Here is a 21,702-nt window from a genome sequence, read left to right on the forward strand (position 1 = left end):
CATTCGCCCACTTTCGTACTAGTCGGTCTAAACTGCGGATCGATCGCTCTTGGGCACTAAACTTACTGTTCTCCAGCCGCGGGGGAAGTATCAGTGGACGTCGAGGAAGTCGATGCGGACAATGATTTCACCGGCTTCTCCGTCTTGTTCTGATATTCTTCAGGAAGCGGCAGCTGGTCCTTCTGCGTTGCAGGGTTCAGCCAAGCCTCGATCAATCCTTTACTGCTTGCAAGATCATCTTCATCGGCAAAAAAGTACCAGATACCATGGTCGGTCAGCCGGCGCCCTTCCCCTTTGAGTGTATGGCTGTAAATCGTGCGGTTATCCGATTGAAGCATATTTTTGGCCAAATCAATCATATGCTCCGGCGTCAGGTCTGTGCTGAAGTTCTTGCCCATAATATCAATAAGTTCAGGTATCTGGCTCCACTGCCCCACTTGAGCCGCTTTGTCCATAATAGCATTCAGGAACACCTGATGCCGTCCGGAACGGCTTGTATCACCACCGGCGTCTTCCCGGTAGCGCACATAATTAAGCGCGTCCTTGCCGTTGTACAAATCCTGCCCGGCTTTAACCACAAACTTCTCGTGATCAGCTTCCTTATTGACCAGATCCTCCGTAATAGGCAGGGCAATACCGCCCATCGCATCAATGACATCACGGAAGCCTGTGAAGTTAATTGTAGCATAATGGTCCACCTTGGCGCCAAACAACTTCTCAACCGTTTCCACGGACATTTTGGCTCCGCCAAATGCGTAAGCGTGCGTTATTTTATCTTCATAGATATCGCCCGACTTTGTTTCCTTACCCACAATTTCCGTATACGTATCACGGGGAATCGATATCATCAGAATGGCTCCGTCCGCCGGCCTGATCACGGTGTAGATCATGGTATCGGAGCGGCCGATTTCCTTATCCCGCTGATCCACCCCCAGCAAAAGCAGGGAAAACGGATCCTCTTTCTTATACACGACAGGCTGCGGTACCGGCCGGCCTTCGAGCGGCTTATAGGAATTCTCCAGCTTCTTTTCCACCTTCTTGGAAAGAAAGGCATCAAATCCCCACAGAGCCAGAGCGGTCCGGTTATAGTACCCGGCAATCCCGGCAACTATTACAAAAGTAAGGATGGCGATCAACCATTTTCCTTTTCGAGATAATCGACCTGTTGGTTGTGTCATGTGCTTCAAGCACTCCTATTCATTAAACTTGATCGTCAATTCCTGAATGAGGCGCATAATACGCCCTTATCCTTAAAGATAAACTGTTTCTTCACTAGTTTAAACGATTATTTTCGACCGAAAGTTACAATTCATTAACGATTTGTGAATGCTGCCGGATAATCATTCTCCAATGCCTGTTTCTGCCGCTGAATAGCATAGATTTGGTAGTAGTAGAATACATTACATAGAGACTTTTAGTTGGGAAGGGTGATTATTCATGGCGCCGGATCCATCTTCAACCGGACTTGACCCCAAAGTAGCCGGACTGCTTTGTTATCTTGGCTGCTTCGTTACCGGGATATTATTTCTCATTCTCGAGAAAAAAAGCCGCTTCGTTAAATTTCATGCCCTGCAGTCCATCTTTGCCACTGTTGCTCTTATTGTTATTAATATTGTACTTGGTTTTATTCCCGTACTTGGCTGGCTTATCGGACTTCTTCTTACACCAGCCACCTTCGTGCTATGGATCGCGCTCATGCTGTTTGCTTTGCAGGGCCGTTGGTTTAAGTTACCCCTAATTGGCGACTATGCACAGGATCAAGCCGGAAAATTTTAAAGATGCACGAAGTTCCTTCAGCGATGCCATGGTGACAGCAATCCGCTCCCGCGGACAGTGAGCCTATGCGACCAAAAGTTTATTTACTCCGGGAGCTTGTCAGGCAAATTCAGCAGCTCGGGCACAGTAACGAACGTATAACCCTGATTGGTCAAATCCGGTATTAATTGTTTGAGTGCTTCAATCGTGTTGGATAAATGGTCCTTGCCGCCCGAACAGTGCTGCAAAATAATACCGCCGGGATACAGCTCTTTATGAATTAATGTCATGATTTCATCTGTAGGAGCGCCCGACCAATCCGTAGTATCAACGGACCAATCAATGATATCCATCCCCTTCCCGTGAATAGCTTTTTCCTCTTCCTTGGAAAGCGCCCCATAGGGAGGGCGGACTATGCTGGGATAGTAACCTACGATGGATTTCAATTCCTCCTGCGCATCGTCTATCTGCTTCAGCGCTTCCTCTGTTGGGATCTTGTCAAAATGCGGATGTGACCATGAATGATTGCCGATCGCGTGACCTTCCTTCTCAATACGGCGCACCATATCCGGGTGTGCCTTCGCCTGGGTTCCAATAATAAAGAAAGTAGCCTTGATGTTGTTTTTCTTCAGGATGTCCAGAATTTTCGGAGTGGCTATCGAATCGGGGCCGTCGTCGAAGGTCAACGCCACTTTCTTTCCTTCAGATGGCCCGTCATAAAATATTTTATTGGGGCTTGGTCGAATAACAGCCGGTTTATTGACGACAGGCACTTCCTGGCGGGGCTTCTCCGGCTGAGCTGCGGCAACTGGGGCCATCTTTTCCTCCTTACCGGAAAAGTTATCTCCAAACGCGACTATAGTTCCACTGATTATAAAAATGAGGAATAAAAAGGGGACGATTCTGACCATTCTGAGCTGCCTTCTGTTCATTCGATTCATTCGGTTCATTCTCATTCGAGTGACTCCTTTTTAGCTAACGCCAGTTGGAATAGAAGCTACTCTTAAGTTATAAACCTCAGATATCTCCGCAACGTCTATAATTTGCAACTAATTTGTATCTATTTATAATCGGTATTATAGTGAACCGTATTGTACTATCTATGATTGATGTGAAGAGTAATTCTCTTCGCATGAATAAAAATGACAAACAAAAAAGACAGCCGCCATAAGCGACTGTCTTCGTTGTTTGTGAACATGCTGTTTCCAATCTATTCCGTTGTGTATGGCAGCAAAGCTACTTGACGCGAACGTTTGATGGAAATGGTCAGCAGACGTTGGTACTTCGCACTTGTTCCGGTTACACGACGCGGAAGGATCTTCCCGCGTTCGCTGATAAATTTACGAAGCAAGTCCGTATCTTTATAGTCAATGTGTGTAATTTTGTTAGCAGTGAAGTAACATACTTTACGGCGCTTGTTACGGCCTTTACGGCCGCCGAATTTGCGTTCTGGACGCTCATCGCCACCACTATCTCTTTGTTTGAAGCTCATTGTTCATCCGTCCTTTCATTTAGAATGGCAAATCATCTTCCGATATATCGATCGGGCGCCCGTCATCTGAGAACGGATCGCGATTGTCGTTCCTCGGTGATCCTCCGGAACGGCCTCCACCGCCTTGCGAACCTCCGCCGCCGTAGCCGCCGCCTTGATTGCCGCCACCTTGCGAGCTTCCTCCGCCTTGGCCGCCATAGCCGCCGCCTCCACTGCTGCCTTCCTCACGCGAATTTCCGCCATCGCGGTTAGGAGACTCCAGAAAACGCACGTTATCAGCAATAACTTCCGTCACATAGACGCGCTTGCCTTCGTTGTTCTCATAGTTCCTGACCTGGATACGGCCCTCGACCGCGGTTAAACGGCCTTTGCGCAAGTAATTGGCGCATGTTTCAGCCAGCTGACGCCATGTGACAATCGGGATAAAATCCGCTTCCCTCTCGCCTTGACCACCACTGGTAAAAGGACGATCCACAGCAAGCGTAAATTGCGTTACCGCAACGCCTGCGGGTGTATAGCGCATTTCGGGGTCCTTTGTTAATCTGCCAATGAGAATAACCCGGTTCAACATCGTTTATCGCCTCCAATCGAACAATCCTTGCGTTAACGTATCGCTTGATTAAGCAACGTCTTTGACGATCAAGTAACGGATAACTTCATCCGTAATTTTCATGACGCGGTCAATTTCAGCAATAACTTCAGAAGTTGCGTTGAAATGGACCAGAACATAAATACCGTCACGAATCTTGTTGATCTCATACGCAAGTCGGCGTTTGCCCATCACGTCATGCTTTGTGACTTCTCCGCCGTTTCCGATGATGCCTTGGAACTTGTCGGTGATTGCTTGAACCGCCTCTTGTTCCGCATCTGGACGAATGATATACATCACTTCATATTTGCGCATTTGTTTCACCTCCTCTTGGACTAGCGGCCCCCGAATGGGAGCAAGGAGCGAGTTTTAACTCGCATACCTAACTACTATATCAATTTACAGGGCTCCTGGCAAGCAAGCATTTCGGCTGCATCCTCTTCCGTATTCTTCCGTTCATGTTCTGCTGGCCGCATTCACACACTAATGTGCCGGGCTTGTACAGCCGGCCAAATCTTATGTAGGTGGTGCCAAAGACAATGGGTGAATGGACCGAGTTCAGACCGGGTGACCGCGCTCCTAATGAAGGAACTTATATTGAGGTAGGAGAAGCTTCCTTCCATATGGGAATCAACAACCCCAAGAAAGTACATCTGGACAAAGGCGAGAAATTTCCAAGCACGTCCAACAGCGACCGCAAGTGGAAAAAGATGACTCATTAATCGAAGCTGGAACAACCGGCTAACGCCGTCCTTAGGCGAGAGAAGCAAGGTTTTACCCTTAGAAATATAAGCAAAGTATAGATCGATATTGTACTTTCTTATATTTTTAAAAAATTTCTTGCATAAGAAATCGTCCGGTGGAGCATCATAGGTTTGACGGTGTAAAGAGAGGTGTGGTTCCGTTGGACCTTATGGAGCAAGGACCGCAAGGTAATGTTGTTCACTCAGCTTAGAAGCAAAGGGTTGTGCCAAAGACATTGTCTGCAACACACATGCGCCGGATAAAAACGGCGTACCGAAGTTTCTAACCAAAAGCATGAAGTGTAATACGTGTGCCTATTCAATGAACCACCGTCAGGAAGAGCTCGCAAGAGCTCTTCTTTTATATTTATGCTGCAGGATGAAAATAAAAAAGACGATTCATGGATGAACCGTCATCTTAGGTAAGTTATGGCGGAGAGGGTGGGATTCGAACCCACGCACGCTGTGACACGCCTAACTGATTTCGAGTCAGCCCCCTTGGGCCTCTTGGGTACCTCTCCATTTGCGTCAGCGAGAATTATCATATCATGATGCCCGTCCGATTGCAAGCCAAATATTAGTGACTTTGCTCCCCGACCGGGCCATCCGGAGCTGCGACTGATCGCAGCACTTTTTTCATGTTTTTCTCGAATTTTGCCCGGGGGATCAGTACACTGTGCTTGCAGCCCACGCACTTGATTCGAATGTCCATTCCCATCCGGATGATCTCCATCTCGTTGGTTCCACAAGGATGCGGTTTCTTCATTTGTACAACATCGCCGAGCTCAAATTGTTTACGCTCCATCCGCATTCTCTCCACTCTTTTTTCTGTTTCAACCGCTTTTTTTCAAACTCTCCTCTGCAGCTGCAAATCTTCAAATATGAACCTGATTATAACCGCCCTCCACCTGCTCAAACAATCCCCTTATTTCCACATGCTCATTCACAAGGATCTGGTTCACCTGGATCAGCTCTTCATCTGGAAAATGAATCGTCAGCGCACATCCAGCTGTAATTTCCTTCGGAGTGGGAAACAGGTCTATCTCAATATCGGCATATTCTAGCAGCATCTCCGCCCGCAGCGCCTGTTGTGTGGAATCAAAAGCAATCAGCATGCCTTGCGCCTCCGCTCATTTTTATCCTTATTAGTGGTACGATGAACCGGCTGTGGACTCCTCTGCAGGCAGTGCAAGCGCCCTCCATCCCGTACAACGGAACGATGCTATGCAATGCGCACCTTTCTGATGTTTCAAGTATAAAATGGTTGTCCCATCCATATACTAGTAACACAGATAGACGGGAGGAGATTCTATGAAATTAGCAGGAACGAAAGATACCCCTTTGAAAGTGCCTTATACCGAGCCGAACGTCTCCGTCATGCTCGTCAATCGACTGATGTATCTGCTTGATCATGTGCCTTCAGACCGCAGGCTGGTTGTTGTCTGCGTGGGCACTGACCGCTCCACAGGCGACGCTCTGGGCCCTCTGGTAGGCGCCTCGCTCAGCAAGTACCGCAGTCCGTACTTCGACCTCTACGGCACGCTTGAAGAGCCTGTACACGCGATGAATCTGGATGAGACTCTCCAGGACATCAACCGTTTCGTCCACAAACCCTTTGTCATTGGAATTGATGCTTGCCTGGGCCAATCTACCAGCGTCGGATGCATCCAGGTGGGCAGCGGACCCGTTCGCCCCGGAGCCGGCGTAAATAAAGAACTGCCGCCTGTTGGTGACATCCATATTACGGGTATCGTCAACGTCGGCGGCTTCATGGAATATTTCGTCCTGCAAAATACCCGGCTTCATCTGGTTGTGCGTATGGCGGATATTATCGCGCAATGCCTGTTCTCGGCTATTGTCAAATCCGTTCGATCCGCTTCTATTCCGGCTGCGACGCCAGAGTAATCGCCTTCTGCTCCTCCGGAGTCAATGGATAGGGAGACTCTCCGCGCTTCAGCGGTTTGACGTACATAAACGTCTGATCGCGGCTATGAAGACCGGTCATGACCATACCGTCATTCTGTTCGTTCACAATAGCAAGTGAAAAGCTAAGATCATTGCCTCTCTCCGCAAAGGCGTTATAGCGCTGCAAGCCTATATTGCCCTTTTTCATTTTGAGCGCGTGCTCGAACGTTTGAAGAGCAGCACGCACAGCCGTGCTATTTTGCTCCTGCAGGTCGAGTCTTTCCTTAATGCTTATAATAACCTGTTCCAGATCATTTACACCGGTCTCACCCATAAACCGGGCATAACTGGCTGTAAGCTTCTTCAATCTGCTGCCTAAACGTAACGTTCTAATGAAAAGAAACAGGACGGCAAGGACCAATGCGACCGTTACCCAATCCATCGGCCTTTGTATGACTACTTCCATCTTAAACTTCGCTCCCCCACTTGTCTGCCCATAAGAGCTGTCCTGTCAGTTGTAATGCTGCTTGATTTCCTTGATCGCCTGAATGAACGCCTCAACCTCTTGCTCCGTTGTGAAGCAGCCTACACTTGCTCGGACTGCGCCCGTCTCCATCGTACCGGCAGCCTGATGCGCGAGAGGCGTGCAATGAAAACCGGAGCGAACCGCTATCTTATAATGCTGATCCAGAATAAACGCTGTCTCGGAAGGATCGGCACCCTCAAGGACAAATGAGACAATTCCCGTTCTGGGCTTGCCAGCATCCGGCCCCAACACCCTCACGCCATTCACGGCAATCAGCCCTTCCATCATCAACTGGGCCAACTGCCATTCCTTTTGATAAATCCTGGCTGCGGTTTCCTGGTTAACATACTGCACACCCGCTTTAAGTCCTGCCAGTCCAGGCGTGTTTTGCGTCCCTGCCTCGTAACGGTCCGGCCGCACGTTTGGCTGTTCAGGCGACTCCGATTGACTGCCCGTACCGCCGTGCAGGAGCGGTTCCAGATCCACGGAGGGATGAATATACAACCCACCCGTTCCTTGAGGCCCCAGCAGCCCTTTATGGCCCGGAAACGCGAGCATATCCACTCCCATCGCCTCAACATCAATCTCAACCGCCCCTGCCGTTTGCGCAGCATCCACAAGCAATTTAATACCGCGTTTTCTGGTGACTTCCCCAATCTCTGCAACCGGCAAAATCGCCCCTGTCAGGTTGGAGCTGTGATTGACAATAACAAGCCTTGTATGAGGCACGATAGCCTGCTCCACCTGTCTGGCAGCTATTCCACCCTGCTCATCAGCTTCCACATAGGTGACGGCTATGCCCAGTGTCTTCTTCAACAGCTCCAAGGGACGGCGCACTGAATTATGTTCAACGCCGGTAGCAATGACATGATCGCCTGGTTTCACGAAACCTTTGATAGCCGTATTTAATGCCATGGTTGTATTCATCGTAAATGCTATATCGTTGGGGTTGGATATATGAAACAATTTAGCAATCGTCTTTCTGGTATCGAACAGGATTCTACTGGCCCGTACAGCCATCTGATGACTGCCTCTGCCCGGATTGGCCGCATCATGCTCCATCGCCTTGACAACCGCATCGATAACGCTTGGCGGCTTTGGCCATGAGGTGGCGGCATGATCCAAATAGATGACGGGATCTTGAGCATCTGCGCGCATCGGCAGTACCACTCCTTTTATTAAAGTTATCGTAGATTATATCCTTCTATCATATAGGAATATCAAAGTAGGAACTGTCAAGAACGTGCTTCTCCGGCGCAGCAGGTCTCTTCACCCTCGACAATATACAAAGTATAACCTGATAATATACGTTCATAGGTTTCAAGAAGAATCTGTTCTGTCACACCTTTGCCAGCAGCGTTAGTCCCCCTCAATCCTCATAGAACATGACAGGAATGAAACCAAAAGCACTTGCTGTCGCTATCCTCTGGCGACAGGGTCGTTTTATTCACTAACCATCAGTATACTGAGGTCTGGCCTGGTTTCGCCTGTTATACAAGAATTTCATGCCGCTCCTCTTAATAATAGCATACTTAAGCATCGACCTTAAATCTCAAGGCTCCGCTCAAGTATGCTATAAAGGCCGCGCTATTTTTGTCCGATTGCTGACCTCAGGGTGAACAACAAAACGTCAACCCCGCTAAAACCATGTACCTTTAAAATCGATAATCAATGCATTCTGTTGCATGGGCTTTCCCTGTATTTCATTGTCCATAACATCATCGTATGGCAGCAATTACTTTTCTCATTATATCTATTCATCTATTCATCTAGCCGCTTTATTCAAAGTCAAAATTGTTTAGATCAGTTACCCATTAAATCCGATAATTTATTGCAGAAGTTCAAGAAGACGTTCCAAATCCTGCTTATTGTAATACATCAATTCAATTTTCCCCTTGTCCTTCTGCTGTTTGATTTTCACAGTTGTCTTAAACTGCTCCCTCAATGTCTCTTCCAGTTGTTCGATATAAGGATCACGCTTGCTGGCTGTTGTCTTGGCTGGTTTAGCCTGATTATTACGATCATCCAAAGATTGAATGGCTGCTTCCAGATCACGGACACTCCACTCGTTGGCAATAGACAATTCGGCCAACTCTTTCTTCCTTTGATCCTCTTTGACCCCAACCAGTGCTCTTGCATGTCCCATTGATAATGTTCCACGTGAAACATTTTCTTTAATTGAATCAGGCAAGGTGAGCAGGCGCAGAAAATTAGCGATATGCGATCTGGACTTCCCTACCTTCATGGAAAGCTCTTCCTGTGTTAAATTAAATTTGTCCATTAATGCCTGGTAAGCCAATGAAAGCTCAATAGCATTCAGATCTTCACGCTGCAGGTTCTCAATCAAAGCGATTTCCATTACCTGTTGATCGGAGAAGCTTCGAACAACCGCAGGTATGGTCGTATTCCCGCAAAGCTGGGAAGCGCGGAAACGTCGTTCGCCAGCTATAATTTCATAGCCTTTTATCACAGTTCTTACGATAATAGGTTGAATAATGCCATGCTGCCTTATTGATTCAGCAAGCTCCTTAATCGCTTCTTCATCGAATGTTTTCCTTGGCTGATAGGGATTGGGACGCAGTTGAGACAAGGAAATTTCAATGACTTTATCATCTTCATTTACAGAAAGCGATGGGATAAGAGCATCAAGTCCTCTACCTAGTCGCTTGCTCATACATGATCACTTCCTTCGCAAGTTCAAGATAAACTTCGGCTCCTTTGGATCTTGGATCATACGTAATAATGGATTGACCATGAGAAGGAGCTTCACTCAATCTGACATTCCGCGGAATAATGGTTTGATAAACCTTTTGTTGAAAATATTTTTTGACTTCCTCAATAACCTGAATGCCCAGGTTGGTCCTTGCATCAAACATCGTAAGCAGCACCCCTTCAATTTGAAGAGATGTGTTCAGATGCTTTTGAACAAGCCTTACTGTGTTTAATAGCTGGCTCAATCCTTCAAGCGCATAATATTCACATTGAATAGGAATAATCACCGAATCAGAAGCGGTCAACGAGTTAATGGTAAGAATCCCGAGTGAAGGCGGACAATCAATCAATATATAATCATACTGATTTTTCACTAGAGCAAGAGATTTCTTCAATCGCAGCTCACGCGAAATAGTAGGCACCAACTCAATTTCCGCACCTGCAAGCTGAATCGTAGCAGGAATAATATTCAAGCCCTCTATATTAGTAGGCACGGTTGCATCATTCGGATGAACATCATTAATAAGCACATCGTAAATGCAATATGCCACATCGGCCTTATTGATTCCAATTCCACTGGTTGTATTGCCCTGCGGATCTATATCCACCAACAGAACCTTCTTGCCAAGCGATGCCAGACAAGCACCCAGGTTGACAGACGTTGTCGTTTTCCCGACACCGCCCTTCTGGTTCGTTATCGCAATCGTTTTAGACAAACCTTTCACCTCTATAGTTAGCTTGATATTCTTCTCAAACCCATTTATGTGAAAATGAGCTTTCATTCTGTATGAATAGGGTAAATGTTTTTCAATTAGACAAAATGGCGATGCCGCCCGATAAACACGGACGGCCATGGTTGCCATTATGAAATGAATCAAAATGAAACGGCTGCGCCGTTCTGGCGGCTTAGTTAGTTTCTCCCCTCAGAAATATAAAAAAATAGTATGAACTATAATTTATACTTTCTGATATTTCAAGAAACGACTGCGTGACATTTCAGCGGAATCCAACCAAAGCGAATATCAATAAGGCCAACCCATTAAAAATGTATGCCTTAGAATATTTGAAGTAATGGTTGGTCTATTTGTCTGCCCTTAAAATCTATCAGCGTTTTGGAATCTTTATGACAATCTCGTAATGATCTTCATAGTCTTTTTCATTGGTCTTGATCTGCAGCCCTGAGCCCGAAACCATATCAATGGACTGCCTGATTGTATTAAGAGCTAAACGAACATCTTTAGTAAAGGAAACTCGTTTCGATTTTCCGGCTTTTGTTACTTCCTTGTAGAAAGCGACACGGGCTTCGGTCTGCTTGACGTTCAGTTCCTTGGAAAGGACGTCATTAAGCACCTTTGCCTGGAGTTCTTCCGTATCCAGCCCGAGCATTGCTCTGGCATGTCTTTCCGTAATTTTCCGTTCCATCAGAGCCGTCTTCACTATTTCGCCAAGACCTAACAATCGAATCTTGTTGGCAATCGTAGATTGGCTCTTTCCTAACCTCTGAGCCAGACTCTCCTGAGTAAGGTTATGTAGATCAATCAATTTCTGATAGGCGATTGCTTCTTCAATAGCCGAGAGCCCCTCACGCTGAAGATTCTCAATTAATGCAATCGATGCGGCTTGAGAATCATTAAATTCGCGAATAATTGCAGGAATCGTTTCAAGACCAAGTTTTTTAACAGCTCGATATCGACGCTCGCCTGCTATGATTTCATAGCGCTTATTGCGAATTCTCACAACGATCGGCTGAATGACGCCATGTGTCTTAATGGTTTGACTCAGTTCATCAATCCGATCATCGTCAAATACAGTACGCGGTTGATAAGGACTGGCATCAATTTCACCTATGGCGATATGCTTCACTTCATCCTGATTACTGCTCTTTGGATCGGCTAGGCCGAATAACCTGGAAAATTGTTCTTTCATCGCTTCAACTACCACCCGAATTCAAAGTGCCGAGTATTGTCGTTATTACTAATTCGTCGGCTGAAAGTTGATTTCCTGCTTGACATAGGGATAATGTAATAAAAAAGCCGACGTTAATGTTTCACGTGGAACATTTCATTTAAACCAAAGGCTGCTTAAGCGGCAATCCCGCTTTGCGAGGATATTGCAATGGAGTTGCGCCTTTTTTATCAATGACAATGATGCTTCGATCAGCCTGTTCGAAAGGAAGCTTGAACAGATGAGTTTCACGCAACTGGCCTTTGAGCAAAGCCATGCTCTTCCTTGCTTCCAGCAGTTCCTCTTCTGAGTTGGCACCCTTCATGGCGGCAAAAACACCGGCGATCCTGGCAAAGGGCAGGCAAAGTTCATTAAGCGCACTCAACCTCGCTACCGCACGAGCTGTTACCAAATCATAAGCATCACGCTGGCCAGGAAGCCTTGCAACATCCTCTGCTCTTCCATGAATGCATGTAAAGTCAGCAAGCTTTAATTCCGCGGCCACATGCTGCAGAAATTGAATCCGTTTATTTAAAGAATCGACAATTGTTACTTTCAGGTGAGGAAAACAAATTTTGAGCGGAATGCTTGGAAACCCTGCCCCGGATCCGATATCTGCCAATGAACTTACCGCTCCCATATCCAGAAAGAAAGAAAGAGATAGCGAGTCGTAGAAGTGCTTCTCGTACACCGCTTCTCTTTCAGTAATACCGGTTAAATTCATTTTTTCATTCCATTCGATAAGCAGGCGGTAATACTGATCGAATTGCTTCACCTGGTAGTCGGAAATCATTATATTATTATCGTGCAGCAGCTGCACAAACCATTGTTCTGTTTGATCCATTATTACCCCCGCGCAGCTGTCACCCTATTGTAATGTTCAAGATGGACAAGGAGAATAGAAAGATCGGCTGGTGTAACACCCGATATTCTTGACGCTTGCCCAATGGAAAGCGGACGAATCAAAGCAAGCTTCTGCTTTGCTTCTATCGCAATCCCATGCACGAGCGAATAATCGATATCCTCCGGTATCCGTTTCTTTTCCATTTTTCCGAGACGTTCAACCTGGACCAACTGTTTTTCAATATAACCAGCGTATTTAATTTGGATCTCGACCTGCTCCTTCATCTCTTCTGTAAGCTCGAACGGAGAAGGAATAAAAGGTTCAATATGGGCGTAAGTCAATTCCGGACGGCGAAGCAGCGTTAAAGCATCCGTTGTAAATTGCAGCGGCGTCGAATTAAGCTCCGTAAGAACAGGTTCAATGTCTTCCGGTTTGATTTTCGCTGTTTTCAATCGTTCAATCTCTTGTTCAACCAACGCTTTTTTGCGCAAAAACCGTTCGTGACGCGCTTCAGGAATCAGCCCGATTTCGTAACCAAGCGGCGTTAATCGCAGATCGGCATTGTCATGTCTGAGCAGCAGCCGATATTCGGCACGCGATGTAAGCAGGCGGTAAGGCTCATTGGTTCCTTTCGTCACCAAATCATCGATGAGGACGCCAATATATCCTTGCGCACGGCCGATTATAACAGGCTCAAGCTGCTGAACCTTGCGTGCTGCATTAATGCCTGCCATAATGCCTTGGCCTGCCGCCTCCTCATAACCGGAGGTGCCGTTAATTTGTCCGGCTGTAAACAAACCCGGTACAATCTTCGTTTCGAGCGAAGGCCAGAGCTGCGTAGGAACCACGGCATCGTATTCAATGGCATATCCGGTCCGCATCATCTCCACTTTTTCCAGACCAGGGATCGAACGCAGAATGCTTAATTGGACATCTTCCGGCATACTTGTCGATAATCCCTGCACATAATACTCCGATGTGTTCTTTCCTTCCGGCTCCAGAAAGATCTGATGCTTCGGTTTGTCGGCGAAACGAACGATCTTGTCTTCAATGGACGGACAATACCGTGGGCCGGTTCCTTCAATCTGACCCGAAAACAAGGGAGAGCGATGGAGATTATCATTGATGATCCGATGCGTCTCTTCTGAGGTGTAGGTCAACCAGCACGGCAATTGTTCATTGTCGGAAGATACCGTATCGTAGGAAAAGAATTTAGGCTTCTCGTCACCGGGCTGAATTTCCGTTTTGCTAAAATCAATCGTGTCTCCATGCACCCTTGGCGGCGTCCCCGTTTTGAATCGCACCAGTTCTAGGCCGAGCTCCTTCAAACAGGCCGATAGCTTGACAGAAGGCTGTTGATTATTGGGGCCGCTCTCGTACATCAGCTCACCCATAATAACTTTACCGCGAAGGTAGGTTCCTGTTGTCACTACAACAGCTTTCGCCCGATAGACCGCACCGGTCTTCGTGACTACCCCTACACATGCCCCGTCCTCAATTACAAGCTCTTCTACCATCCCTTGACGAAGTGTCAGATGGTCGGTCTCTTCGATTGTCTTCTTCATAAAATGCTGGTACATAAATTTATCAGCTTGTGCACGCAGTGCATGAACAGCAGGCCCTTTACCTGTATTCAGCATCCTCATTTGAATAAATGTTTTATCGATGTTGCGTCCCATTTCTCCGCCAAGCGCATCAATTTCGCGAACGACATGCCCTTTAGCCGGTCCGCCAATCGATGGATTACATGGCATAAAGGCGACCATATCCAAGTTGATTGTCAGCAGCAGCGTTTCGCTTCCCATCCGGGCGGCTGCAAGTGCCGCTTCACAGCCGGCATGACCTGCTCCAACAACAATGACATCGTATTGTCCTGCTTCATAACCCATTTCCCATAAACCCTCCTTGCTTCATAAAATTATTTACCTAAACAGAACTGAGAGAAAATTTGATCAATTAGAGACTCAGATACCGAATCACCTAGCAATTCCCCAAGCTGCTCCCATGCCAGACGAACATCTATTTGCACAATATCAATGGGAATGCCAATTTCCGTAGCATCCATTGCATCAATAAGAGATTGCTTTGCATGCCCAAGCAGCGTAATATGCCTGACATTGCTCACGTAGGTCAGATCCGCTGATTCCAGCTGTCCATTAAAGAACATCCGGCTGATCGCCTGCTCAAGCTGATCCAATCCGGTTTCCTGCAGTACAGATAATCGAAGGATCGATTCCGGAGGAAACAACTCTTCAATTTCTGATGTATCCATTGCCTGGGGCAAATCTGTTTTATTCAAGAGAACGATAACCTGCCGCCCGCGAAGCTGCTCCATCAACAGCCGGTCGTCCTCATGCAGCGGCTCCCCGGCATTGAGCATAAACAAAATTAAATCGGCATCGGCAAGTGCGGATCTTGAACGTTCCACACCAATCTTCTCGACAACATCGGTAGTCTCCCGTATGCCTGCCGTATCAAGCAGTCTCAGCGGAATGCCGCCGATTGTGATAAATTCCTCGATCACATCCCGGGTAGTACCGGCGATTTCCGTCACGATAGCCTTATTCTCCTGCACCAACGCATTCAGCAGTGAGGACTTGCCGACATTGGGCCGCCCTACAATGGCCGTCACAATACCTTCTCTTAATATTTTGCCTTCAGCAGCGGTTTTTAGCAACAGGTTGATTTCGTCAATTGCCTCCCTGCTGCGTTGGCAAATATATGCATTAGTCATTTCCGTTACATCATGCTCCGGATAATCGATATTGACTTCAATATGCGCGAGAAGCTCGACAAGTGAATGGCGCAAGGCTTTGACCTTTTTCGACAGCGCGCCTTCTGCCTGCTTCATGGCAACCGTGAACGCCCGGTCCGATTTGGAGCGAATCAGATCAATAACGGCTTCAGCCTGCGTCAAATCGATTCTCCCATTCAAGAAGGCCCGCTTTGTAAACTCGCCTGGCTCTGCGATCCGCACAGACCCTTCCTTTAGCAAAAGCTCCAGAACGCGCTTGACCGCAACCACGCCTCCGTGTGTGCTCAGCTCCACAACATCCTCGGCCGTGAAGGAACGCGGCCCCCTCATGACGGTCAACAACAGCTCCTCCACGACTTCGCCGCTGGCCGGATTCACAATATGACCGTAATGAACAGTATGCGAGGGTGCTTCCTCTATATTCGACTTCGACCGGAACAGCTTTGCCGTTTCACGGACGGCTTCATTTCCGCTTACCCGTATAACGGCAATGCCGCCCTCTCCGACAGCTGTCGAAATGGCGGCAATCGTATCTTCATTCATCATGACGTTATAAAGCCTCCAACCCTTTCTTTCTAAAGAAAAGTACTCCGTTCATTCAAAACAAAACGAGCAATGACCGTTAAAGAGCCATTGCTGGGAAGAAGTTGTGTTATCCAAGTGTTTATTTAAGTGTAATCACAACACGCCGATTGGGTTCGTCGCCTTTGCTGAACGTTTTTATCTTGGCGTGATTCTGGAGCTGCGAATGAATAATCTTCCGCTCATGAGGCGACATAGGTTCAAGAACCACTTCTTTTCTTGAACGAATGACCTGCCCTGCCAATCGATCGGATAAATCCTCCAGCGTCTTGCGTCTGCGTTCCCGAAAATCCTCAGCATCGAGCACGATGCGAAGATGGCTGTCGGCATAACGGTTAGCTACGATGTTAACCAAATATTGCAAAGCATCAAGTGTTTGACCCCGCCGGCCAATGAGCATACCAAGATCTCCACTCCCAGACAGCGAGAGAACTAGCCCGTCCCTCGAATTATGACGGTCAATCGTGATCGTAAGTCCCATCGTACCCGCCACTTCGGTGACAAATCGCTCAGCTTCCGCAATAGGATCGATTGTTTCCTGCCGAGATTCCGGCAGTTCCACCGGCTCTGGCTCGGGCAGAAGCGTAAGCTCTACCCTGGCCGCCCGCACACCAATCAACCCGAACAACCCTCTGGAGGGCTGTTCAAGCACGGACACGTTTACACGGTCCGCCGTAACTTGTAACTCCGTTAATCCGTTTCGTACAGCATCTTCGATCGTTTTGCCCGATGCTACGGTTTTCTTCATTTCGCAGGTACACTCTCCTTACCCTTGGTTGAGGTGCGTACGTACAGAAAATAGTTTTGAACAATGGTATAAATGTTGCTGAAAATCCAGTACAGAGGCAGCGCAGCCGGGAATGACAGCGCCATAACGAAGATCAGGACCGGGAATATCATCATGATCCCCTGCATGGCCGGCATTGCCTTTTGCTGAGACTGCATCATCTTGGACTGGACGAAAGTCGTTATCGCTGCAAGAACCGGCAGGACGTAATACGGATCCTTCTCTCCCAGCTGCAGCCACAAAAAAGTATGTTCCCGTATGTTTTCATTCATATAAATCGAGTTGTAAAGCGCGATAAAGATAGGCATCTGCACAAGAAGCGGCAAACAGCCAGCCAGCGGATTAACCTTATGCTGCTGGAAAAGCTTCATGGTTTCTTCCTGCTGCTTCTGCGGATTATCCTTGTTTTTTTCTTTTATCTTGGCAAGCTCAGGCTGCAGGGCCTGCATCGCCTTGGAACTGCGGTACTGCTTCAGTGTCAGAGGCAGAATGATCGTCCGGACAATGACAACCATCAATAGAATGGCGATGCCGTATTCGCCGCCAAACCATTTGGCGAAATTCTCAAGAGTCAGTGAAAAGTAATAAACGACATTCCTCTGCCAGAAATTCCCGTTTGCCAGCTGATCCATGGATACCGGATGTGTGGTGGACGAGCAGCCGCTCAGCAGCAGCATCACTGCAGCTAACGCAAAAAAAGTAAACCAGGTACGTTTCGAAATACGGGACAACATGTAAAACTCCTCTCTCTGGCACCATCAAGCATGATGACCGGGCGGGTCAACCTTGCTAATTCTTTATCGTAAACTATATCACATTTTATGGCACAAAGAAACAAGCCCGGACATCCTTGATAAAGCGATTACAACCCTATCGCGTCATCTTGAGAAGACCGGCCTTTTTAAGAATATGCAGCATGCTTTTTTCCAGCTCAGCCATCTTCATGCCGACAGCAGGTTTGCGGACAATAATAATGAAATCAAGCTGTACGATTATTCGTTCCGCATTTTGCCTGACGATTTCCTTCACAAGCCTGCGCATCCGGTTACGAACGACGGCATTGCCTATTTTTTTGCTGGCCGAAACACCAAGCCGGAATGGATCCGATTTGTATTGGCGCGACCAGTAAACGACAAACTGGCTGTTGGCGAACGATTTGCCGTGTCGGTAAATCCGGCTGAAATCTTCGCGGTTTCGTAAACGCAGCTTTCTTTGCACGGCTCTTCTTCACCGGACCTTTATATTCAATTATTCCCGATTAAATTAAAAAAAGACCACGGTAGTGGTCTTATGCTTAAGCACTCAATACTTTTCTGCCTCTTTGACGGCGGGCGCTCAGCACTTTACGTCCATTTTTGGAAGCCATCCGTTTACGGAATCCGTGAACTTTCTTGCGTTTGCTAACATTCGGTCTAAATGTCGGTCTCATTTCTTGCACCTCCTGTTTTACGTACTCCCTCAACCAGCGAAAATCTATTCCTCGCCGTTTACACGAGCGTTGATTATCACATTCACCAAGCATGAACGGCATTTCAGTCATTGCGAGCAGAACCACGTTCATCTTTAAAAACGCCTTTTTCAATTAAACCATGATGCCCGCATAATGTCAATCATTCCATATTTCGAAGGAGTCTCTATATAGAAGAGAAAAATATTTGCCGCTGCCGCATATTGTGGATAATTGGCAAAACCGCACGGCTGCGGGCAAAAGTTAATAACATGTGGACGGATTTTCCGGCTATTCCTCGGCAATTGTCGAATTCTTAACATGATATTAACAATATCTTGTGTTGTCCATAACTTTTATACACAACCTATAGAATTTGTGGATAAATTCCGCCAACTCGTTGAAAAACAAGGGTTCTTTTGCTATGATAGACTTGTTTTCTGTGTGGATGACTCCATATCCCCCTCAGCTTTATCAACAGCCTGTGGATAACAATGTGAACAACATTCATCCCCTTTTGATAAAATTCTAGTGTCCATCCTACATAATGTGGACGATTGGTTCCCAATACCCGAAATTTCGACATCTTTATGCACAGCCATGCCGACTTTCGGCGAATTGGATAAGGAGTGACAATCTGTGGATAGCCATACGCACGAAATGTGGCAACAGGTGCTGTCGATCATACAAACAAAGCTGAGCAAGCCAAGTTTCGACACTTGGTTCAAAGCGACAAAAGCCTCGTTCAGCGGCGATTCTATGGTCATTGTGACAGCACCTACGACTTTTGCGGCCGAATGGCTCGAAAGCCGTTATACGAAGCTTGTGCGGACAACGCTGCAAGAATTTCTGGGCCGCCAATACGATATCAAATTTGTGATTGAAGAGAATAAACCGCCGGAGCCTGCCATTGAACAGCCGCAGATCATCCCTACCGTTCATGTCGGACCCGAAGAAACGTTCTCCTATATGCTCAATCCCAAATACACATTTGATACCTTTGTCATTGGGGCCAACAACCGTTTTGCCCATGCAGCATCCCTTGCTGTCGCCGAGGCGCCGGCCAAAGCTTATAATCCGCTTTTTCTCTATGGCGGAGTTGGACTCGGCAAAACGCATCTGATGCATGCGATCGGCCATTATATCTTGGAGCATGTTCCCAGCACACGGGTACTTTATTTGTCTTCAGAGAAGTTTACCAACGAATTTATCAATGCAATCAGAGACAACCGCGGGGAGAGCTTCCGCACGAAATACCGCAATATTGATGTGCTGCTTATCGATGATATTCAATTTCTGGCCGGCAAGGAACAGACGCAGGAGGAGTTTTTCCATACCTTCAACGCTCTGCATGAAGAACGCAAACAGATTGTGATCTCCAGTGACCGGCCGCCCAAAGAGATTCCGACTCTCGAAGAACGGCTTCGTTCCCGTTTTGAATGGGGACTTATAACGGATATTCAACCGCCAGACCTGGAGACGCGGATTGCTATCTTAAGAAAGAAAGCAAGAGCTGAGAACCTGGATATTCCCAATGAAGCGATGGTTTACATAGCCAGTCAAATAGATACGAACATCCGGGAGCTCGAAGGGGCTCTAATCCGTGTGGTGGCCTATTCTTCCCTTATTAACGAAGATATATCCTCCCATTTGGCAGCCGAAGCACTGAAGGATATTATTCCATCCAGCCGTCCGAGAATGATCACGATGCAGGATATACAGCAGAAGGTCGGCGAACTGTATGGACTTAAGCTGGAGGAGTTCAAAGCACGCAAACGGACCAAGGCGGTCGCTTTTCCGCGTCAGGTTGCCATGTACTTGTCCCGTGAGCTGACGGATTTCTCGCTTCCCAAAATAGGCGAGGCTTTCGGGGGCCGGGATCATACAACCGTTATTCATGCCCACGAGAAAATTACACAGCAGCTCAAGATTGATCAGGACTTATATAAAATCGTCCAGACGCTTACCGATAAGATCAAAAATCACACCTGATTTTATACACAAGTGGATACGAAAATTCTCCAAGCCTATGCACAGCCTGTACACATGTGGATAGGCTTGATTTATCAGCATTTTATTCACTTATCCACATATTCCGGCCCCCTACTACGACTACGGCTAATAAATAATTAAATAAACATCATCAATTTAGAGTGAAAAAGGATTCACAAACAAAGCCCAAAACGCGCAATTGTCTCTATTTTTCAGGAAGCTATTTTAGGAGTGAAACCAAGATGAAACTAATGATCAGAAAAGACCAGCTCAATGATGCCATCCAGCAAGTTTCCAAAGCCTCTTCATCGAGGCCTGCTATTCCTATCCTTGGGGGAATCAAGTTTGATGTCACCCATCAAGGCGTCACCCTGACAGCAAGCGACACCGATATTTCGATCCAAAGCTTCATTCCTGTGGAAAATGGAGAATTTGTCGTCGCCCGAATCGACAAGCCGGGCAGCGTTGTGCTTCCTGCCAAATTCTTCGTCGAGATTGTCAAAAAACTGCCGTCGGATGAGCTCGAAATCGAAGTGAAGGACAATCACCAGACGATGATCCGCTCCGGCTCCACTGATATTCAAATGATTGGCCTTGATCCGGAGGAATTTCCCATCCTCCCGACCATAGAAGAGAAAGACACGATTTCCGTTCCCGGCGATATGCTCAAAATGATGATCCGGCAAACGGTATTCGCCACCTCCACCAGTGAGCAGACGCCTATTTTGACCGGCACCTTATGGAATCTGGCTGAAGGACAGTTGAAATTTGTCGCAACGGACCGCCACCGCCTGGCCAGCCGTACCGCTAACGTTCAAACGGAAGCCGACTACCGGTTCTCCAATGTCGTTATTTCCGGCAAAACGCTCAATGAGCTGTCCCGGCTCATCCCCGACGACAACAGCCATGTGAATATTTTTGTCGCCGACAACCAGGTTTTGTTCAAAATTGGACATGTCCTGTTTTATTCGCGTATATTGGATGGGACCTACCCCGATACTTCTAAAATTATTCCGCAGCAGTTCAAAACAGAACTGGTGCTCAACACAAAAAAATTAACGGATTCGATAGACCGGGCCTATTTGATGTCCCGGGAAGAGAAAACGAATATTGTCCGCCTGATGACGCAGGAGGACGGCACCATCGAAATTTCCTCCAGCTCGGCTGAGCTTGGGCGGGTTACGGAGCAGCTGGAAGTCAAGGAAATGAACGGCGAGCCGCTGCGTATTGCCTTTAATTCCAAATATGTGCTCGATGCCCTTAAAGTCATCGACAGCGAATATTTGTTCATCGGATTTACCGGAGCGATGAGCCCGATTATCATAAAGCCGACGGACCATTCACACAGCCTGCATCTCATCCTGCCGTACCGGACTACAGGCTAAAGGGAGCAATCAGAACATGACGGAAGTTGAAATTACGACGGAATATATCGCGCTTGGGCAGTTTCTAAAGCTGTCAGGGTGCATCGATACGGGCGGGGCTGCAAAGTTTTTTTTGCAGGAAGCCGAGGTCAAGATCAATGGAGAAGCGGATAATCGGAGGGGCCGTAAGCTTTACAACGGTGACCGGGTCGAAATAAAAGGACATGGCCTCTTTACGGTCGTAAAGCGTTAATGCGTCAATGCA

25 protein-coding genes and 1 tRNA gene are annotated in these 21,702 nt (G+C 47.2%); 6 read left to right on the forward strand and 20 right to left on the reverse strand.

The genetic code is table 11. The features are described 5' to 3' along the window. Positions 1-62: 62 nt before the first annotated feature. Positions 63-1,178, reverse strand: coding sequence for an LCP family protein (locus AC0YOA_RS35910; protein ID WP_475790637.1), 1,116 nt, complete (start codon positions 1,176-1,178; stop codon positions 63-65). Positions 1,179-1,437: 259 nt separating this feature from the next. Between AC0YOA_RS35910 and AC0YOA_RS35915 the strand changes: the two genes are divergently transcribed. Continuing rightward, positions 1,438-1,776, forward strand: a complete 339-nt coding sequence (locus AC0YOA_RS35915) for a DUF4870 domain-containing protein (protein WP_210046616.1) — start codon at positions 1,438-1,440, stop codon at positions 1,774-1,776. Between the two features lie 83 nt (positions 1,777-1,859). Here AC0YOA_RS35915 and AC0YOA_RS35920 read toward each other — a convergent pair whose 3' ends face one another. The 4 genes from AC0YOA_RS35920 to rpsF form a co-directional block, all read right to left on the reverse strand. Then, entirely contained in the window at positions 1,860-2,573 is a 714-nt protein-coding gene (locus AC0YOA_RS35920; RefSeq protein WP_475790638.1) for a polysaccharide deacetylase family protein, read from the reverse strand. Between the two features lie 392 nt (positions 2,574-2,965). Further along, positions 2,966-3,247: a 30S ribosomal protein S18 gene (gene rpsR, locus AC0YOA_RS35925; protein WP_189000309.1), complete on the reverse strand. Its 282-nt coding sequence runs from the start codon at positions 3,245-3,247 to the stop codon at positions 2,966-2,968. 19 nt (positions 3,248-3,266) lie between these two features. Then, positions 3,267-3,818: a single-stranded DNA-binding protein gene (ssb, locus tag AC0YOA_RS35930; protein ID WP_475790639.1), complete on the reverse strand. Its 552-nt coding sequence runs from the start codon at positions 3,816-3,818 to the stop codon at positions 3,267-3,269. Between the two features lie 48 nt (positions 3,819-3,866). After that, positions 3,867-4,151 carry a 30S ribosomal protein S6 gene (gene rpsF / locus AC0YOA_RS35935; protein WP_210046613.1) on the reverse strand — a complete coding sequence of 95 codons (285 nt, stop codon included), beginning with the start codon at positions 4,149-4,151 and terminating at the stop codon, positions 3,867-3,869. A gap of 224 nt (positions 4,152-4,375) precedes the next feature. On the opposite strand from rpsF, the gene AC0YOA_RS35940 reads away from it, so the two are divergent. Beyond that, a complete protein-coding gene (locus AC0YOA_RS35940) occupies positions 4,376-4,558 on the forward strand; it encodes a YjzC family protein (RefSeq protein WP_475769390.1) in 183 nt (60 codons plus the stop codon). Between the two features lie 451 nt (positions 4,559-5,009). Here the strand turns inward: AC0YOA_RS35940 and AC0YOA_RS35945 are convergent. The 3 genes from AC0YOA_RS35945 to AC0YOA_RS35955 all read right to left on the reverse strand — a co-directional run bounded on the left by AC0YOA_RS35945 (position 5,010) and on the right by AC0YOA_RS35955 (position 5,694). After that, positions 5,010-5,100: transfer RNA gene (locus AC0YOA_RS35945), tRNA-Ser, on the reverse strand. A gap of 56 nt (positions 5,101-5,156) precedes the next feature. Further along, positions 5,157-5,384, reverse strand: a complete 228-nt coding sequence (locus tag AC0YOA_RS35950; RefSeq protein ID WP_475790640.1) for a DUF951 domain-containing protein — start codon at positions 5,382-5,384, stop codon at positions 5,157-5,159. 70 nt (positions 5,385-5,454) lie between these two features. Continuing rightward, positions 5,455-5,694, reverse strand: coding sequence for a putative Se/S carrier protein (locus tag AC0YOA_RS35955; protein ID WP_210046610.1), 240 nt, complete (start codon positions 5,692-5,694; stop codon positions 5,455-5,457). Between the two features lie 196 nt (positions 5,695-5,890). On the opposite strand from AC0YOA_RS35955, the gene yyaC reads away from it, so the two are divergent. Beyond that, a complete protein-coding gene (gene yyaC / locus AC0YOA_RS35960; RefSeq protein ID WP_210046609.1) occupies positions 5,891-6,484 on the forward strand; it encodes a spore protease YyaC in 594 nt (197 codons plus the stop codon). Here the strand turns inward: yyaC and AC0YOA_RS35965 are convergent. The 12 genes from AC0YOA_RS35965 to rpmH form a co-directional block, all read right to left on the reverse strand. Beyond that, positions 6,459-6,950, reverse strand: coding sequence for a DUF4446 family protein (locus tag AC0YOA_RS35965; protein WP_475790641.1), 492 nt, complete (start codon positions 6,948-6,950; stop codon positions 6,459-6,461). The genes yyaC and AC0YOA_RS35965 overlap by 26 nt on opposite strands. A gap of 45 nt (positions 6,951-6,995) precedes the next feature. Continuing rightward, complete coding sequence (locus tag AC0YOA_RS35970; protein WP_475790642.1) at positions 6,996-8,168, reverse strand: aminotransferase class V-fold PLP-dependent enzyme; 1,173 nt, start codon at positions 8,166-8,168, stop codon at positions 6,996-6,998. A 670-nt stretch (positions 8,169-8,838) separates the two neighbouring features. Further along, complete coding sequence (locus AC0YOA_RS35975) at positions 8,839-9,684, reverse strand: ParB/RepB/Spo0J family partition protein (RefSeq protein WP_475790643.1); 846 nt, start codon at positions 9,682-9,684, stop codon at positions 8,839-8,841. Then, the gene (locus tag AC0YOA_RS35980; protein ID WP_210046640.1) at positions 9,665-10,438 is read right to left on the reverse strand and encodes a ParA family protein; all 774 of its coding nucleotides are present in this window, start codon (positions 10,436-10,438) and stop codon (positions 9,665-9,667) included. The genes AC0YOA_RS35975 and AC0YOA_RS35980 overlap by 20 nt, the downstream gene beginning before the upstream one ends. A 388-nt stretch (positions 10,439-10,826) precedes the next feature. Next, complete coding sequence (gene noc / locus AC0YOA_RS35985; protein WP_210046605.1) at positions 10,827-11,648, reverse strand: nucleoid occlusion protein; 822 nt, start codon at positions 11,646-11,648, stop codon at positions 10,827-10,829. Between the two features lie 139 nt (positions 11,649-11,787). After that, on the reverse strand, positions 11,788-12,510 hold the full coding sequence (gene rsmG, locus AC0YOA_RS35990; RefSeq protein WP_475790644.1) for a 16S rRNA (guanine(527)-N(7))-methyltransferase RsmG: 723 nt from the start codon (positions 12,508-12,510) through the stop codon (positions 11,788-11,790). 2 nt (positions 12,511-12,512) lie between these two features. After that, on the reverse strand, positions 12,513-14,399 hold the full coding sequence (gene mnmG / locus AC0YOA_RS35995; RefSeq protein ID WP_475790645.1) for a tRNA uridine-5-carboxymethylaminomethyl(34) synthesis enzyme MnmG: 1,887 nt from the start codon (positions 14,397-14,399) through the stop codon (positions 12,513-12,515). Between the two features lie 29 nt (positions 14,400-14,428). Further along, complete coding sequence (gene mnmE / locus AC0YOA_RS36000) at positions 14,429-15,808, reverse strand: tRNA uridine-5-carboxymethylaminomethyl(34) synthesis GTPase MnmE (RefSeq protein WP_475790654.1); 1,380 nt, start codon at positions 15,806-15,808, stop codon at positions 14,429-14,431. A gap of 121 nt (positions 15,809-15,929) precedes the next feature. After that, positions 15,930-16,595, reverse strand: a complete 666-nt coding sequence (jag, locus tag AC0YOA_RS36005; protein WP_475790646.1) for an RNA-binding cell elongation regulator Jag/EloR — start codon at positions 16,593-16,595, stop codon at positions 15,930-15,932. Then, positions 16,592-17,368 (reverse strand): YidC/Oxa1 family membrane protein insertase, encoded by a 777-nt coding sequence (locus tag AC0YOA_RS36010; protein ID WP_210046601.1) that lies wholly within the window; start codon positions 17,366-17,368, stop codon positions 16,592-16,594. The genes jag and AC0YOA_RS36010 overlap by 4 nt, the downstream gene beginning before the upstream one ends. A 136-nt stretch (positions 17,369-17,504) precedes the next feature. Continuing rightward, on the reverse strand, positions 17,505-17,852 hold the full coding sequence (rnpA, locus tag AC0YOA_RS36015) for a ribonuclease P protein component (protein ID WP_475790647.1): 348 nt from the start codon (positions 17,850-17,852) through the stop codon (positions 17,505-17,507). Between the two features lie 76 nt (positions 17,853-17,928). After that, positions 17,929-18,063: a 50S ribosomal protein L34 gene (gene rpmH / locus AC0YOA_RS36020; protein WP_189000351.1), complete on the reverse strand. Its 135-nt coding sequence runs from the start codon at positions 18,061-18,063 to the stop codon at positions 17,929-17,931. Between the two features lie 657 nt (positions 18,064-18,720). Here rpmH and dnaA point away from each other — a divergent pair. The 3 genes from dnaA (at position 18,721) to yaaA (ending at position 21,690) form a co-directional block, all read left to right on the forward strand. Further along, on the forward strand, positions 18,721-20,073 hold the full coding sequence (dnaA, locus tag AC0YOA_RS36025; protein WP_210046599.1) for a chromosomal replication initiator protein DnaA: 1,353 nt from the start codon (positions 18,721-18,723) through the stop codon (positions 20,071-20,073). A 242-nt stretch (positions 20,074-20,315) separates the two neighbouring features. Then, positions 20,316-21,458, forward strand: coding sequence for a DNA polymerase III subunit beta (dnaN, locus tag AC0YOA_RS36030; protein ID WP_210046598.1), 1,143 nt, complete (start codon positions 20,316-20,318; stop codon positions 21,456-21,458). A 16-nt stretch (positions 21,459-21,474) separates the two neighbouring features. After that, on the forward strand, positions 21,475-21,690 hold the full coding sequence (yaaA, locus tag AC0YOA_RS36035) for a S4 domain-containing protein YaaA (RefSeq protein ID WP_475790648.1): 216 nt from the start codon (positions 21,475-21,477) through the stop codon (positions 21,688-21,690). Positions 21,691-21,702 lie beyond the last annotated feature (12 nt).

Source organism: Paenibacillus sp. JT22N12, from assembly GCF_056269365.1.

What these genes read in the sequence shown, in the direction of transcription:
- AC0YOA_RS35910 (WP_475790637.1), bottom strand. Translation starts at nt 1,178, where the DNA reads ATGACACAACCAACAGGTCGATTATCTCGAAAAGGAAAATGGTTGATC.
- AC0YOA_RS35915 (WP_210046616.1), top strand. Translation starts at nt 1,438, where the DNA reads ATGGCGCCGGATCCATCTTCAACCGGACTTGACCCCAAAGTAGCCGGA.
- AC0YOA_RS35920 (WP_475790638.1), bottom strand. Translation starts at nt 2,573, where the DNA reads ATGGCCCCAGTTGCCGCAGCTCAGCCGGAGAAGCCCCGCCAGGAAGTG.
- rpsR (WP_189000309.1), bottom strand. Translation starts at nt 3,247, where the DNA reads ATGAGCTTCAAACAAAGAGATAGTGGTGGCGATGAGCGTCCAGAACGC.
- ssb (WP_475790639.1), bottom strand. Translation starts at nt 3,818, where the DNA reads ATGTTGAACCGGGTTATTCTCATTGGCAGATTAACAAAGGACCCCGAA.
- rpsF (WP_210046613.1), bottom strand. Translation starts at nt 4,151, where the DNA reads ATGCGCAAATATGAAGTGATGTATATCATTCGTCCAGATGCGGAACAA.
- AC0YOA_RS35940 (WP_475769390.1), top strand. Translation starts at nt 4,376, where the DNA reads ATGGGTGAATGGACCGAGTTCAGACCGGGTGACCGCGCTCCTAATGAA.
- AC0YOA_RS35950 (WP_475790640.1), bottom strand. Translation starts at nt 5,384, where the DNA reads ATGGAGCGTAAACAATTTGAGCTCGGCGATGTTGTACAAATGAAGAAA.
- AC0YOA_RS35955 (WP_210046610.1), bottom strand. Translation starts at nt 5,694, where the DNA reads ATGCTGATTGCTTTTGATTCCACACAACAGGCGCTGCGGGCGGAGATG.
- yyaC (WP_210046609.1), top strand. Translation starts at nt 5,891, where the DNA reads ATGAAATTAGCAGGAACGAAAGATACCCCTTTGAAAGTGCCTTATACC.
- AC0YOA_RS35965 (WP_475790641.1), bottom strand. Translation starts at nt 6,950, where the DNA reads ATGGAAGTAGTCATACAAAGGCCGATGGATTGGGTAACGGTCGCATTG.
- AC0YOA_RS35970 (WP_475790642.1), bottom strand. Translation starts at nt 8,168, where the DNA reads ATGCGCGCAGATGCTCAAGATCCCGTCATCTATTTGGATCATGCCGCC.
- AC0YOA_RS35975 (WP_475790643.1), bottom strand. Translation starts at nt 9,684, where the DNA reads ATGAGCAAGCGACTAGGTAGAGGACTTGATGCTCTTATCCCATCGCTT.
- noc (WP_210046605.1), bottom strand. Translation starts at nt 11,648, where the DNA reads ATGAAAGAACAATTTTCCAGGTTATTCGGCCTAGCCGATCCAAAGAGC.
- rsmG (WP_475790644.1), bottom strand. Translation starts at nt 12,510, where the DNA reads ATGGATCAAACAGAACAATGGTTTGTGCAGCTGCTGCACGATAATAAT.
- mnmG (WP_475790645.1), bottom strand. Translation starts at nt 14,399, where the DNA reads ATGGGTTATGAAGCAGGACAATACGATGTCATTGTTGTTGGAGCAGGT.
- mnmE (WP_475790654.1), bottom strand. Translation starts at nt 15,808, where the DNA reads ATGAATGAAGATACGATTGCCGCCATTTCGACAGCTGTCGGAGAGGGC.
- jag (WP_475790646.1), bottom strand. Translation starts at nt 16,595, where the DNA reads ATGAAGAAAACCGTAGCATCGGGCAAAACGATCGAAGATGCTGTACGA.
- AC0YOA_RS36010 (WP_210046601.1), bottom strand. Translation starts at nt 17,368, where the DNA reads ATGTTGTCCCGTATTTCGAAACGTACCTGGTTTACTTTTTTTGCGTTA.
- rpmH (WP_189000351.1), bottom strand. Translation starts at nt 18,063, where the DNA reads ATGAGACCGACATTTAGACCGAATGTTAGCAAACGCAAGAAAGTTCAC.
- dnaN (WP_210046598.1), top strand. Translation starts at nt 20,316, where the DNA reads ATGAAACTAATGATCAGAAAAGACCAGCTCAATGATGCCATCCAGCAA.
- yaaA (WP_475790648.1), top strand. Translation starts at nt 21,475, where the DNA reads ATGACGGAAGTTGAAATTACGACGGAATATATCGCGCTTGGGCAGTTT.